The organism is Arthrobacter sp. TmtSoilC79 (assembly GCF_059739405.1).
Map to the genome: position 1 here is coordinate 4,556,879 of NZ_AP046051.1, position 15,336 is coordinate 4,572,214.

The following is a 15,336-nucleotide window of genomic DNA, read 5'->3' on the forward strand; positions in this document are numbered from 1 at the left end:
ACAACGGTCAACGGAGAGCTGCTGTGCGGGCAGGCGGCTCCGGGGCGGCACCCCGGGTAGGCAGTTCCTCCGCGGTCCCCGGGGCGGCACTCCGGGTAGGCAGTTCCTCCGCGGTCCCCGGGGCGGCACTCCGGGTAGGCAGTTCCTCCGCGGTCCCCGGGGCGGCACCCCGGGTAGGCAGTTCCTCCGCGGTCCCCGGGGCGGCACCCCGGGTAGGCAGTTCCTCCGCGGTCCCCGGGGCGGGCGTCCCCGGCACGGGACTCCGGGCGGGCGGCTCCGGGGCCAGCTGCTCCGGCGCCAGCTGCTCCGGTCCTGCACACCGGGCACCGAACGGAACACCCCCCGCGGCTCCTGCAGTTACGCCAAATGCGGCGAGCACCTGGGTAAAAATGTCCGCGTGGTCCACGGCCTTGACGTCCTCCGGCACGCTTGCTCCGCACGCCGCGATCCAGGCAGTGCGCTCTTCCTCGCTCCAGCCCCCGTGTCCGCCGGCATCCAAGTGCCCGTGGTCGGTGACCACAATGATGGTCCAGACTTCGTTCCGGCGATTGGGTCTGGCCTTGATGGCTTCCAGCAGCGTCATGAGTCGCATGTCGCAGTTTTGAATAGCCAAGACATAGCCGGACCCCGTGCCGTTGTTATGTGCTTCAACATCCGCCTGGCCAAAGTACACAAAGGACGCCGAGATGTCCTCCTTCTCCAACCGCCCGGCTGCGTACCTTGCGACAGCGTCATCGGCACTTGCCCAACTGCCGCCGTCGTTGGCTTCCTCAGGGTCCTTGTCCGGCACCCAACCGCGGGAGGAGAAGAGCGGTCCACACGCAGTGGGCGCCGCCACCGGAAGCCAACTGGCAGCGATCATGGTGCGGGACCCCGGACGTGACGCGCGAAGCACCGCCGTGAAGTCCTGGAAATCAGCCAACTCCGGCGGATGCACACTGTTGCCGGTTACCTTGTGCCGGTCCGCGTAAACACCGGTGGCCACCGTGGCCCAAACCGGACCGGAAATGGTGACGTTCCTGGGGTGAACTGTCACTGGGAGGAGGAAACCTCCGCGGGCGATACAGTCCACAGCGGGAGTGGCCGCGGACAGGAGGGAGTCGTAACGGACACCGTCAATTCCGACGACCAGGACGTGGGGTTCTCTCTTCACAGCCAAGACGGTACGTGGATTCGTCGTCGACTCATAGGAGGGAGCGCCCCTGTCTATAGGAGACTTAGGCAATGCCTATGAATCTGACTCATCTCCGGGCGTTCCACCTCGTAGCGACACACGGCAGTTACGTCGCGGCGGCAGCAGCCGCAGGCGTGAGCCAACCAACCCTGTCCGAGCAGGTCCGCCTCCTGGAACGGCGCCACGGAGTACATCTGCTGCAACGATCGGGACGGTCCGTGGAACTGACGCCCTTGGGGAGCAAGATCCTGGTGATCACAGCGAGACTGTTCGGGGCCGAACTTGAGGCGGAGACCATTCTGGCCAAGGCCCGCAACGTCATGCAAGGAGAGCTGCGGTTCGGCACCGATGCGCCCATCAACGCAGTGGGCCTGCTGAGCATCTTCCGCCGGCAGAATCCCGGCGTCAATATCCAACTCATCAGCGGCAACTCCGCCGAAGTGCGCAAGCGGGTCCTGGCCGGAACTGTGGACGTCGGCATCATCGCTGACGAAACACCCCATCCTGACCTGGTGGCACGTGCCCTCGCAAAGCAGGACCTGGTTGCCTTCGTTCGCCAGGAGCATGCACTGGCCGGCAGCAAGATGATCCGGTTGCGGGACCTCGTGGAACATCCTCTGATCATTCGCGAGATCGGGTCGGTCACCCGCCGATCCATAGAAAACGCGCTCTCCAGCGCCCAACTCCAACCAACCGAAGTGCTCGAGACTGACAGCCGGGAAGCAGTCCACGCCGCCGTCATTGCAGGCTTGGGCATAGGTGTCATTGCGGAGGACGAGTTCAACGACGATCCACGGCTGGTTCTGCTGGACTTCGCCGATGCCATACCGCCCATCACTGAGTACCTGGTCTATCGGCAGGACAGGCAGCGAAGCCACGTGGTGGACGCGGTGTTGGAGTGTCTGGGTGGGTGATTGCTGGGCCGGCCTGTTGGCGGGCTGGGCCGGCTGTGGTGGTGAGCGGGGCTCCCTGTGGGTGACCGGGGCCGTGCTGTCTGGCTGGGGTTTTTGGTCCGTGTTGTGGTGGTTAAAGGGGAAGAGCCCCGACCTGTGGTCGGGGCTCTTGCCTAATGTGTGTCCGGCGGTGTCCTACTCTCCCACACCCTCCCGGGTGCAGTACCATCGGCGCTGTGGGTCTTAGCTTCCGGGTTCGGAATGGGACCGGGCGTTTCCCCCACGCTATGACCGCCGTAACCTTTTTACCCGTCCCGGTCTGACCGGACACCCTGTGTTGGGGGTGTGGTTGTCCTGGGTGGGAAGTTTGTGGTTACAACTGTGGTGCTTGGTTGTTATTCAGTTGTTTGGTTCCTGTGAACGGTTGTTGTTCGGGAACCACATAGTGGACGCGTGCAGTGTGTTTGTGTGGTGTAAGTTGTTGGCCTATTAGTACCGGTCAGCTTCACGAGTCTTTAGTCCTCGCTTCCACATCCGGCCTATCAACCCAGTGGTCTGGCTGGGGGCCTCTCACACATAATGTGTATGGAAATCTCATCTTGAAGCGAGCTTCCCGCTTAGATGCTTTCAGCGGTTATCCCATCCGAACGTAGCTAATCAGCGATGCACTTGGCAGTACAACTGACACACCAGAGGTTCGTCCGTCCCGGTCCTCTCGTACTAAGGACAGCCCTTCTCAAATTTCCTGCGCGCGCAGCGGATAGGGACCGAACTGTCTCACGACGTTCTAAACCCAGCTCGCGTACCGCTTTAATGGGCGAACAGCCCAACCCTTGGGACCTACTCCAGCCCCAGGATGCGACGAGCCGACATCGAGGTGCCAAACCATGCCGTCGATATGGACTCTTGGGCAAGATCAGCCTGTTATCCCCGAGGTACCTTTTATCCGTTGAGCGACGGCCATTCCACAATGTACCGCCGGATCACTAGTCCCGACTTTCGTCCCTGCTTGAGATGTCTCTCTCACAGTCAAGCTCCCTTGTGCACTTACACTCGACACCTGATTGCCAACCAGGCTGAGGGAACCTTTGGGCGCCTCCGTTACTTTTTAGGAGGCAACCGCCCCAGTTAAACTACCCATCAGGCACTGTCCCTGACCCGGATCACGGGCCGAAGTTAGATGTCCAAAGTGACCAGAGTGGTATTTCAACGATGACTCCACCCGAACTGGCGTCCGGGTTTCAACGTCTCCCACCTATCCTACACAAGCCACTCCGAACACCAATACCAAACTATAGTAAAGGTCTCGGGGTCTTTCCGTCCTGCTGCGCGTAACGAGCATCTTTACTCGTACTGCAATTTCGCCGAGTTTATGGTTGAGACAGCGGGGAAGTCGTTACTCCATTCGTGCAGGTCGGAACTTACCCGACAAGGAATTTCGCTACCTTAGGATGGTTATAGTTACCACCGCCGTTTACTGGGGCTTAAATTCTCAGCTTCGCCACCGAAGTGGCTAACCGGTCCTCTTAACCTTCCAGCACCGGGCAGGAGTCAGTCCGTATACATCGTCTTGCGACTTCGCACGGACCTGTGTTTTTAGTAAACAGTCGCTTCCCCCTGGTCTCTGCGGCCCACACCCGCTCACGGAGAGCAAGTCTCCATCACGGGGCAGGCCCCCCTTCTCCCGAAGTTACGGGGGCATTTTGCCGAGTTCCTTAACCATAATTCTCTCGATCGCCTTGGTATTCTCTACCTGATCACCTGTGTCGGTTTGGGGTACGGGCGGCTAAAACCTCGCGTCGATGCTTTTCTTGGCAGCATAGGATCACCGGATCCCCCCTTACGGGAGTCCCATCAGATCTCAGGCACGTGCTCGAAGCACACAGGAACGGATTTGCCTATCCCTGACCCTACATCCTTAGACCGGGGCAACCATCGCCCGGCCCGGCTACCTTCCTGCGTCACACCTGTTAATACGCTTACCTCCCAGGATCAGGTCCCGCGCTCGGCCAAAACCCACAACACCACAAGGGTGAGCGGGCAGGCTCCGGGCGGTTAGTATCCCCCGCTTGGCATGGGCGGTTTTTCGCCGGTACGGGAATATCAACCCGTTGTCCATCGACTACGCCTGTCGGCCTCGCCTTAGGTCCCGACTTACCCAGGGCAGATTAGCTTGACCCTGGAACCCTTGATCATTCGGCGGACGGGTTTCTCACCCGTCTTTCGCTACTCATGCCTGCATTCTCACTCGTGTAGGCTCCACCGCTGGTTTACACCGCGACTTCACTGCCCACACGACGCTCCCCTACCACTCCACACCCCTGAACCACGAAGGCTAGGGCAATGTGTGAAATCCACAACTTCGGCGGTGTACTTGAGCCCCGCTACATTGTCGGCGCGGAATCACTTGACCAGTGAGCTATTACGCACTCTTTCAAGGATGGCTGCTTCTAAGCCAACCTCCTGGTTGTCTTCGCAACTCCACATCCTTTCCCACTTAGCACACGCTTAGGGGCCTTAGTTGGTGGTCTGGGCTGTTTCCCTCTCGACTATGAAGCTTATCCCCCACAGTCTCACTGCTGCGCTCTCACTTACCGGCATTCGGAGTTTGGCTGACGTCAGTAACCTTGTAGGGCCCATCGGCCATCCAGTAGCTCTACCTCCGGCAAGAAACACGCAACGCTGCACCTAAATGCATTTCGGGGAGAACCAGCTATCACGGAGTTTGATTGGCCTTTCACCCCTACCCACAGCTCATCCCCTCCATTTTCAACTGAAGTGGGTTCGGTCCTCCACGACGTCTTACCGTCGCTTCAACCTGGCCATGGGTAGATCACTCCGCTTCGGGTCTAGATCACGCCACTACACTCGCCCTATTCAGACTCGCTTTCGCTACGGCTACCCCACACGGGTTAACCTCGCGACGTAACACTAACTCGCAGGCTCATTCTTCAAAAGGCACGCCGTCACCAGAATCAGACTGGCTCCGACGGATTGTAAGCACACGGTTTCAGGTACTGTTTCACTCCCCTCCCGGGGTACTTTTCACCTTTCCCTCACGGTACTGGTCCGCTATCGGTCATTAGGAAGTATTTAGGCTTATCAGGTGGTCCTGACAGATTCGCACGGGATTTCTCGGGCCCCGTGCTACTTGGGATACTCTCCAGGCTGCACACAACATTACGGTTACGGGGCTCACACCCTCTCTGGCCGGCCTTTCAAGACCGTTCACCTATGCACGCACATCACCCCACTGGTCCGGCAGAACCAGAACGGAAAGTCCCACAACCCCGCCCATGCAACGCCCGCCGGCTATCACACATGGAAACGGTTTAGCCTGATCCGCGTTCGCTCGCCACTACTAACGGAATCACTATTGTTTTCTCTTCCTGCGGGTACTGAGATGTTTCACTTCCCCGCGTTCCCCCCACGCACCCTATGTGTTCAGATGCGGGTCACACAATCACCTTGCAGCGTTGTGCGGGGTTTCCCCATTCGGACATCCTGGGATCAACGCTCGGTTATCAACTCCCCCAGGCTTATCGCAGATTCCTACGTCCTTCTTCGGCTCCTAATGCCAAGGCATCCACCGTGTGCCCTTAAAAACTTGACCACACAAGATCAATAAACTTACTCGAGAGAACCACGAGCCACTTGGGCCCAAGGTTCATTCATAAGAAATTGCTGTAGAAACACACACACCAACCACCCCCACCCACCCAAAAAAGGGAAGGACAAAAGGATAATCAGCCACCGTGCATGTTTCAGATGCTCGCGTCCACTATGTAGTTCTCAAACAACAACCCCATCAACCAGCCCCCCACCCACCACAACCCACACACCAACGTGCACGGACCATGACAAACAGACAAGGAAAACCGGAAGCAGGAACAAAAGAAACACCAGAAGATGCCCCCCTGCATTGCTGCAAAAAGGTCCTGTTGCCTCAGGACCCAACAGTGCGCCAAACACAACCCACCAACCACGCCCCAGCAGCGTTCCACACACCCCACACCCCCCAAAAGAAGGACACAAGATGCCGTACTAACACCAGGACACAACCAGCAAAGGCCATGCCAAAAAATGATTTGTTGATATTCCACCCATGAGCACCCACCGCAGAACAAACGCCTGCGCAATGGGCAACACTGGCAACCCGTCATCCACCCATGCAGGCAAACAACACGACTGCTAGCAGCTCCTTAGAAAGGAGGTGATCCAGCCGCACCTTCCGGTACGGCTACCTTGTTACGACTTAGTCCCAATCGCCGGTCCCACCTTCGACGGCTCCCCCCACAAGGGTTAGGCCACCGGCTTCGGGTGTTACCAACTTTCGTGACTTGACGGGCGGTGTGTACAAGGCCCGGGAACGTATTCACCGCAGCGTTGCTGATCTGCGATTACTAGCGACTCCGACTTCATGGGGTCGAGTTGCAGACCCCAATCCGAACTGAGACCGGCTTTTTGGGATTAGCTCCACCTCACAGTATCGCAACCCTTTGTACCGGCCATTGTAGCATGCGTGAAGCCCAAGACATAAGGGGCATGATGATTTGACGTCGTCCCCACCTTCCTCCGAGTTGACCCCGGCAGTCTCCTATGAGTCCCCGCCATAACGCGCTGGCAACATAGAACGAGGGTTGCGCTCGTTGCGGGACTTAACCCAACATCTCACGACACGAGCTGACGACAACCATGCACCACCTGTAAACCGACCGCAAGCGGGGCACCTGTTTCCAGGTATTACCGGTTCATGTCAAGCCTTGGTAAGGTTCTTCGCGTTGCATCGAATTAATCCGCATGCTCCGCCGCTTGTGCGGGCCCCCGTCAATTCCTTTGAGTTTTAGCCTTGCGGCCGTACTCCCCAGGCGGGGCACTTAATGCGTTAGCTACGGCGCGGAAAACGTGGAATGTCCCCCACACCTAGTGCCCAACGTTTACGGCATGGACTACCAGGGTATCTAATCCTGTTCGCTCCCCATGCTTTCGCTCCTCAGCGTCAGTTACAGCCCAGAGACCTGCCTTCGCCATCGGTGTTCCTCCTGATATCTGCGCATTTCACCGCTACACCAGGAATTCCAGTCTCCCCTACTGCACTCTAGTCTGCCCGTACCCACTGCAGAACCGGAGTTGAGCCCCGGTCTTTCACAGCAGACGCGACAAACCGCCTACGAGCTCTTTACGCCCAATAATTCCGGATAACGCTTGCGCCCTACGTATTACCGCGGCTGCTGGCACGTAGTTAGCCGGCGCTTCTTCTGCAGGTACCGTCACTTTCGCTTCTTCCCTACTGAAAGAGGTTTACAACCCGAAGGCCGTCATCCCTCACGCGGCGTCGCTGCATCAGGCTTGCGCCCATTGTGCAATATTCCCCACTGCTGCCTCCCGTAGGAGTCTGGGCCGTGTCTCAGTCCCAGTGTGGCCGGTCACCCTCTCAGGCCGGCTACCCGTCGTCGCCTTGGTAGGCCATTACCCCACCAACAAGCTGATAGGCCGCGAGTCCATCCAAAACCACAAAAGCTTTCCACCCCCCACCATGCGATGAGGAGTCATATCCGGTATTAGACCCAGTTTCCCAGGCTTATCCCAGAGTCAAGGGCAGGTTACTCACGTGTTACTCACCCGTTCGCCACTAATCCCCCAGCAAGCTGGGATCATCGTTCGACTTGCATGTGTTAAGCACGCCGCCAGCGTTCATCCTGAGCCAGGATCAAACTCTCCGTTGAAGTAAAACAAATCAAACAGACACAACCACACCCACCGGAAATAACGACAGGACGCGGCTGCACAAAATTCGAAACCAGCTGAAAACCAGACCACCACACACGGGGGTGCGCAGCAATCCGGCCATAATTTCAACCAATCAATAAAACAATCGGCATCAACAAACTTGGCACACTATTGAGTTCTCAAACAACAGACCCCCCAAAACATCACCCACAGCACACCACACAAAGCAGCGCACCCAACAGGGCCATTGGAAAAGAAGAGTTATTTTTGGCCGCCTACCGAACCGTACACACCTTCCGGCTTTCCGTTTCGCACCCGGCGACTCAGAAAACAATACACGCCCCCAACCCCCAACGCAAATCCACCCCACACGCCACCCCACCCACACCCAACCACCCACACAACCCCCACCAAACCGCCGTCGAACACCAACCCCCACCAACAGCAGGTAGCCGACAGTTGCCGGGCCCGATGTGTGCCACGTCCGCGGTCACAAGAGGTGGGACCCATGACGTCGACTCCACCTGGTGGGAGGATGGAAAGCATGGAACTGCACATCACCGGAGATGCCGCCGCCGACCAACTGCTCACCGACGACGCCTTTGCGTTGCTCACAGGCATGCTGCTCGATCAACAAGTCACCATGGAGTCGGCCTTTGCCGGTCCGGAGAAGATCCGCTCCCGGCTCGGGTCGCTGGAACCTGCTGTCATCGCAGAGCACGACCCCGCCGGCTTCGTTGAGGTCTTCAAGGAGAAGCCGGCAGTCCATCGCTTCCCTGGATCGATGGCCGGCAGAGTGCAGGCCCTGGCTGAAACGGTGCACAGCGATTGGAACGGGGATGCCGCAGCAATTTGGACCCGTGGCAACCCTGATGGTCCCGAGGTACTCCGCCGGCTGAAGGCATTGCCAGGCTTCGGCGAACAGAAGGCGAAGATCTTCCTGGCGCTGTTGGGCAAGCAGTGCGGTCTACAAGCCCAGGGGTGGCGTGAAGCCGCCGGCCACTACGGCGAGGAAGGAGCGTACTTGTCCGTGGCCGACATCGTCGATCCACAGTCCTTGATCAAAGTACGCGCCAGCAAGCAAGCGGCCAAGGCAGCTGCAAAGGCTGCGAAGTCATCCGGTGCTTGATTCGTCAGGAACTCGACCGCCAGCGAGGTGACACTGCACGGGAGTGCTGGGCTGCCTCTGCTGGCACGGTCACCCGGCTATAGCCCGTTGTCCGTCAAGCTCAGCTGGTAATGGATGCAGGGACGTCCCGAGTCTTCGAAGACTCCGTGACCTGCAGCCTTCCAACCGGCCGCTTCGTACAGCTTCCGCGCAGGCAGGTTGTCACTCACAACCCTGAGCGAGGCCGAGGTAAAACCCTCTGTTATGAGCCCCCGAGTGATGTTGGCCGGCAAGGCGCGCCCCACTCCACGGGCCTGGATGGACGGGTTCACGGCAAGCAGCGAGAGGTGGGCCGTGCGGGAGGAACCTCCCTGAGTGTCTTCCAAGACCAGTGCAAACCCGCTGATCGCTGACCGGCTTTCCACGATCGAAAGGACGCTCCCCGGGGAGGTTAGTTTCGTCAACGCCTTGCGTTTCACGTCGGGATCCGGGCGTGTGCCATCACGAAAGGCAATTGCCTGCATCCATAGGTCTGCATACCCTGGGTGGTCTTCCGCATTCCCCGAACGGAAAGTCCATGACGGCAGTGACTGCGTGTTTCGGTCCATCTCTTCCATCCCGACGTCGGCAGTGAAGAACAAGCCGTACTCAGCTTAAGACTGCCCTTCGGGGCGGATGCTGTTCGGACCAATGGGACAAGCCTGGTTCCTGGCGACTTGCCTGGTTTGGTTTGCCGTGTGGTGGTTAAAGGGGAAGAGCCCCGACCTTGGGTCGGGGCTCTTGCCTAATGTGTGTCCGGCGGTGTCCTACTCTCCCACACCCTCCCGGGTGCAGTACCATCGGCGCTGTGGGTCTTAGCTTCCGGGTTCGGAATGGGACCGGGCGTTTCCCCCACGCTATGACCGCCGTAACCTTTTTACCCGTCCCGGTCTGGCCGGACACCCTGTGTTGGGGTGTGGTTGTCCTGGGTGGGAAGTTTGTGGTTACAACTGTGGTGCTTGGTTGTTATTCAGTTATTTGGTTCCGGCAACCCGTGGTGGGTTGTTGTTCGGGAACCACATAGTGGACGCGTGCAGTGTGTTGTGTGGTGTAAGTTGTTGGCCTATTAGTACCGGTCAGCTTCACGAGTCTTTAGTCCTCGCTTCCACATCCGGCCTATCAACCCAGTGGTCTGGCTGGGGGCCTCTCACACATAATGTGTATGGAAATCTCATCTTGAAGCGAGCTTCCCGCTTAGATGCTTTCAGCGGTTATCCCATCCGAACGTAGCTAATCAGCGATGCACTTGGCAGTACAACTGACACACCAGAGGTTCGTCCGTCCCGGTCCTCTCGTACTAAGGACAGCCCTTCTCAAATTTCCTGCGCGCGCAGCGGATAGGGACCGAACTGTCTCACGACGTTCTAAACCCAGCTCGCGTACCGCTTTAATGGGCGAACAGCCCAACCCTTGGGACCTACTCCAGCCCCAGGATGCGACGAGCCGACATCGAGGTGCCAAACCATGCCGTCGATATGGACTCTTGGGCAAGATCAGCCTGTTATCCCCGAGGTACCTTTTATCCGTTGAGCGACGGCCATTCCACAATGTACCGCCGGATCACTAGTCCCGACTTTCGTCCCTGCTTGAGATGTCTCTCTCACAGTCAAGCTCCCTTGTGCACTTACACTCGACACCTGATTGCCAACCAGGCTGAGGGAACCTTTGGGCGCCTCCGTTACTTTTTAGGAGGCAACCGCCCCAGTTAAACTACCCATCAGGCACTGTCCCTGACCCGGATCACGGGCCGAAGTTAGATGTCCAAAGTGACCAGAGTGGTATTTCAACGATGACTCCACCCGAACTGGCGTCCGGGTTTCAACGTCTCCCACCTATCCTACACAAGCCACTCCGAACACCAATACCAAACTATAGTAAAGGTCTCGGGGTCTTTCCGTCCTGCTGCGCGTAACGAGCATCTTTACTCGTACTGCAATTTCGCCGAGTTTATGGTTGAGACAGCGGGGAAGTCGTTACTCCATTCGTGCAGGTCGGAACTTACCCGACAAGGAATTTCGCTACCTTAGGATGGTTATAGTTACCACCGCCGTTTACTGGGGCTTAAATTCTCAGCTTCGCCACCGAAGTGGCTAACCGGTCCTCTTAACCTTCCAGCACCGGGCAGGAGTCAGTCCGTATACATCGTCTTGCGACTTCGCACGGACCTGTGTTTTTAGTAAACAGTCGCTTCCCCCTGGTCTCTGCGGCCCACACCCGCTCACGGAGAGCAAGTCTCCATCACGGGGCAGGCCCCCCTTCTCCCGAAGTTACGGGGGCATTTTGCCGAGTTCCTTAACCATAATTCTCTCGATCGCCTTGGTATTCTCTACCTGATCACCTGTGTCGGTTTGGGGTACGGGCGGCTAAAACCTCGCGTCGATGCTTTTCTTGGCAGCATAGGATCACCGGATCCCCCCTTACGGGAGTCCCATCAGATCTCAGGCACGTGCTCGAAGCACACAGGAACGGATTTGCCTATCCCTGACCCTACATCCTTAGACCGGGGCAACCATCGCCCGGCCCGGCTACCTTCCTGCGTCACACCTGTTAATACGCTTACCTCCCAGGATCAGGTCCCGCGCTCGGCCAAAACCCACAACACCACAAGGGTGAGCGGGCAGGCTCCGGGCGGTTAGTATCCCCCGCTTGGCATGGGCGGTTTTTCGCCGGTACGGGAATATCAACCCGTTGTCCATCGACTACGCCTGTCGGCCTCGCCTTAGGTCCCGACTTACCCAGGGCAGATTAGCTTGACCCTGGAACCCTTGATCATTCGGCGGACGGGTTTCTCACCCGTCTTTCGCTACTCATGCCTGCATTCTCACTCGTGTAGGCTCCACCGCTGGTTTACACCGCGACTTCACTGCCCACACGACGCTCCCCTACCACTCCACACCCCTGAACCACGAAGGCTAGGGCAATGTGTGAAATCCACAACTTCGGCGGTGTACTTGAGCCCCGCTACATTGTCGGCGCGGAATCACTTGACCAGTGAGCTATTACGCACTCTTTCAAGGATGGCTGCTTCTAAGCCAACCTCCTGGTTGTCTTCGCAACTCCACATCCTTTCCCACTTAGCACACGCTTAGGGGCCTTAGTTGGTGGTCTGGGCTGTTTCCCTCTCGACTATGAAGCTTATCCCCCACAGTCTCACTGCTGCGCTCTCACTTACCGGCATTCGGAGTTTGGCTGACGTCAGTAACCTTGTAGGGCCCATCGGCCATCCAGTAGCTCTACCTCCGGCAAGAAACACGCAACGCTGCACCTAAATGCATTTCGGGGAGAACCAGCTATCACGGAGTTTGATTGGCCTTTCACCCCTACCCACAGCTCATCCCCTCCATTTTCAACTGAAGTGGGTTCGGTCCTCCACGACGTCTTACCGTCGCTTCAACCTGGCCATGGGTAGATCACTCCGCTTCGGGTCTAGATCACGCCACTACACTCGCCCTATTCAGACTCGCTTTCGCTACGGCTACCCCACACGGGTTAACCTCGCGACGTAACACTAACTCGCAGGCTCATTCTTCAAAAGGCACGCCGTCACCAGAATCAGACTGGCTCCGACGGATTGTAAGCACACGGTTTCAGGTACTGTTTCACTCCCCTCCCGGGGTACTTTTCACCTTTCCCTCACGGTACTGGTCCGCTATCGGTCATTAGGAAGTATTTAGGCTTATCAGGTGGTCCTGACAGATTCGCACGGGATTTCTCGGGCCCCGTGCTACTTGGGATACTCTCCAGGCTGCACACAACATTACGGTTACGGGGCTCACACCCTCTCTGGCCGGCCTTTCAAGACCGTTCACCTATGCACGCACATCACCCCACTGGTCCGGCAGAACCAGAACGGAAAGTCCCACAACCCCGCCCATGCAACGCCCGCCGGCTATCACACATGGAAACGGTTTAGCCTGATCCGCGTTCGCTCGCCACTACTAACGGAATCACTATTGTTTTCTCTTCCTGCGGGTACTGAGATGTTTCACTTCCCCGCGTTCCCCCCACGCACCCTATGTGTTCAGATGCGGGTCACACAATCACCTTGCAGCGTTGTGCGGGGTTTCCCCATTCGGACATCCTGGGATCAACGCTCGGTTATCAACTCCCCCAGGCTTATCGCAGATTCCTACGTCCTTCTTCGGCTCCTAATGCCAAGGCATCCACCGTGTGCCCTTAAAAACTTGACCACACAAGATCAATAAACTTACTCGAGAGAACCACGAGCCACTTGGGCCCAAGGTTCATTCATAAGAAATTGCTGTAGAAACACACACACCAACCACCCCCACCCACCCAAAAAAGGGAAGGACAAAAGGATAATCAGCCACCGTGCATGTTTCAGATGCTCGCGTCCACTATGTAGTTCTCAAACAACAACCCCATCAACCAGCCCCCCACCCACCACAACCCACACACCAACGTGCACGGACCATGACAAACAGACAAGGAAAACCGGAAGCAGGAACAAAAGAAACACCAGAAGATGCCCCCCTGCATTGCTGCAAAAAGGTCCTGTTGCCTCAGGACCCAACAGTGCGCCAAACACAACCCACCAACCACGCCCCAGCAGCGTTCCACACACCCCACACCCCCCAAAAGAGGACACAAGATGCCGTACTAACACCAGGACACAACCAGCAAAGGCCATGCCAAAAAATGATTTGTTGATATTCCACCCATGAGCACCCACCGCAGAACAAACGCCTGCGCAATGGGCAACACTGGCAACCCGTCATCCACCCATGCAGGCAAACAACACGACTGCTAGCAGCTCCTTAGAAAGGAGGTGATCCAGCCGCACCTTCCGGTACGGCTACCTTGTTACGACTTAGTCCCAATCGCCGGTCCCACCTTCGACGGCTCCCCCCACAAGGGTTAGGCCACCGGCTTCGGGTGTTACCAACTTTCGTGACTTGACGGGCGGTGTGTACAAGGCCCGGGAACGTATTCACCGCAGCGTTGCTGATCTGCGATTACTAGCGACTCCGACTTCATGGGGTCGAGTTGCAGACCCCAATCCGAACTGAGACCGGCTTTTTGGGATTAGCTCCACCTCACAGTATCGCAACCCTTTGTACCGGCCATTGTAGCATGCGTGAAGCCCAAGACATAAGGGGCATGATGATTTGACGTCGTCCCCACCTTCCTCCGAGTTGACCCCGGCAGTCTCCTATGAGTCCCCGCCATAACGCGCTGGCAACATAGAACGAGGGTTGCGCTCGTTGCGGGACTTAACCCAACATCTCACGACACGAGCTGACGACAACCATGCACCACCTGTAAACCGACCGCAAGCGGGGCACCTGTTTCCAGGTATTACCGGTTCATGTCAAGCCTTGGTAAGGTTCTTCGCGTTGCATCGAATTAATCCGCATGCTCCGCCGCTTGTGCGGGCCCCCGTCAATTCCTTTGAGTTTTAGCCTTGCGGCCGTACTCCCCAGGCGGGGCACTTAATGCGTTAGCTACGGCGCGGAAAACGTGGAATGTCCCCCACACCTAGTGCCCAACGTTTACGGCATGGACTACCAGGGTATCTAATCCTGTTCGCTCCCCATGCTTTCGCTCCTCAGCGTCAGTTACAGCCCAGAGACCTGCCTTCGCCATCGGTGTTCCTCCTGATATCTGCGCATTTCACCGCTACACCAGGAATTCCAGTCTCCCCTACTGCACTCTAGTCTGCCCGTACCCACTGCAGAACCGGAGTTGAGCCCCGGTCTTTCACAGCAGACGCGACAAACCGCCTACGAGCTCTTTACGCCCAATAATTCCGGATAACGCTTGCGCCCTACGTATTACCGCGGCTGCTGGCACGTAGTTAGCCGGCGCTTCTTCTGCAGGTACCGTCACTTTCGCTTCTTCCCTACTGAAAGAGGTTTACAACCCGAAGGCCGTCATCCCTCACGCGGCGTCGCTGCATCAGGCTTGCGCCCATTGTGCAATATTCCCCACTGCTGCCTCCCGTAGGAGTCTGGGCCGTGTCTCAGTCCCAGTGTGGCCGGTCACCCTCTCAGGCCGGCTACCCGTCGTCGCCTTGGTAGGCCATTACCCCACCAACAAGCTGATAGGCCGCGAGTCCATCCAAAACCACAAAAGCTTTCCACCCCCCACCATGCGATGAGGAGTCATATCCGGTATTAGACCCAGTTTCCCAGGCTTATCCCAGAGTCAAGGGCAGGTTACTCACGTGTTACTCACCCGTTCGCCACTAATCCCCCAGCAAGCTGGGATCATCGTTCGACTTGCATGTGTTAAGCACGCCGCCAGCGTTCATCCTGAGCCAGGATCAAACTCTCCGTTGAAGTAAAACAAATCAAACAGACACAACCACACCCACCGGAAATAACGACAGGACGCGGCTGCACAAAATTCGAAACCAGCTGAAAACCAGA

The 15,336-nt window shown here is 57.5% G+C and carries 4 protein-coding genes and 6 rRNA genes; 2 read left to right on the plus strand and 8 right to left on the minus strand.

All coding sequences use genetic code 11. The annotated features are described in order from the left end of the window. Positions 1-7: 7 nt before the first annotated feature. Positions 8-1,153 (minus strand): alkaline phosphatase family protein, encoded by a 1,146-nt coding sequence (locus tag AC6JA3_RS20935; protein ID WP_347782213.1) that lies wholly within the window; start codon positions 1,151-1,153, stop codon positions 8-10. A 77-nt stretch (positions 1,154-1,230) separates the two neighbouring features. Here AC6JA3_RS20935 and AC6JA3_RS20940 point away from each other — a divergent pair, with 77 nt between their 5' ends. After that, entirely contained in the window at positions 1,231-2,088 is an 858-nt protein-coding gene (locus tag AC6JA3_RS20940; RefSeq protein WP_497920563.1) for a LysR substrate-binding domain-containing protein, read from the plus strand. A 161-nt stretch (positions 2,089-2,249) separates the two neighbouring features. Here the strand turns inward: AC6JA3_RS20940 and rrf (AC6JA3_RS20945) are convergent. The 3 genes from rrf (AC6JA3_RS20945) to AC6JA3_RS20955 all read right to left on the minus strand — a co-directional run bounded on the left by rrf (AC6JA3_RS20945) (position 2,250) and on the right by AC6JA3_RS20955 (position 7,793). After that, positions 2,250-2,366, minus strand: a 5S ribosomal RNA gene (gene rrf / locus AC6JA3_RS20945). Between the two features lie 169 nt (positions 2,367-2,535). Beyond that, positions 2,536-5,680 (minus strand): 23S ribosomal RNA (locus AC6JA3_RS20950). A gap of 593 nt (positions 5,681-6,273) precedes the next feature. Beyond that, positions 6,274-7,793, minus strand: a 16S ribosomal RNA gene (locus AC6JA3_RS20955). Between the two features lie 539 nt (positions 7,794-8,332). Between AC6JA3_RS20955 and AC6JA3_RS20960 the strand changes: the two genes are divergently transcribed. Then, complete coding sequence (locus AC6JA3_RS20960; protein WP_347783610.1) at positions 8,333-8,926, plus strand: HhH-GPD-type base excision DNA repair protein; 594 nt, start codon at positions 8,333-8,335, stop codon at positions 8,924-8,926. Between the two features lie 77 nt (positions 8,927-9,003). On the opposite strand, the gene AC6JA3_RS20965 is transcribed toward AC6JA3_RS20960, so the two are convergent. The 4 genes from AC6JA3_RS20965 to AC6JA3_RS20980 form a co-directional block, all read right to left on the minus strand. After that, positions 9,004-9,513, minus strand: coding sequence for a GNAT family N-acetyltransferase (locus AC6JA3_RS20965; RefSeq protein WP_497920564.1), 510 nt, complete (start codon positions 9,511-9,513; stop codon positions 9,004-9,006). 185 nt (positions 9,514-9,698) lie between these two features. Beyond that, positions 9,699-9,815 (minus strand): 5S ribosomal RNA (gene rrf / locus AC6JA3_RS20970). A gap of 174 nt (positions 9,816-9,989) precedes the next feature. Then, positions 9,990-13,134 (minus strand): 23S ribosomal RNA (locus AC6JA3_RS20975). Positions 13,135-13,726: 592 nt separating this feature from the next. After that, positions 13,727-15,246: ribosomal RNA gene (locus AC6JA3_RS20980) — 16S ribosomal RNA — on the minus strand. The 16S, 23S and 5S rRNA genes sit together here, the layout of an rRNA operon. Positions 15,247-15,336: the final 90 nt, after the last annotated feature.

Bases quoted from the DNA above. Each gene is read 5' to 3' on its own strand.
- AC6JA3_RS20940 (WP_497920563.1), top strand. From the start codon at position 1,231: ATGAATCTGACTCATCTCCGGGCGTTCCACCTCGTAGCGACACACGGC.
- AC6JA3_RS20960 (WP_347783610.1), top strand. From the start codon at position 8,333: ATGGAAAGCATGGAACTGCACATCACCGGAGATGCCGCCGCCGACCAA.
- AC6JA3_RS20965 (WP_497920564.1), bottom strand. From the start codon at position 9,513: ATGGACCGAAACACGCAGTCACTGCCGTCATGGACTTTCCGTTCGGGG.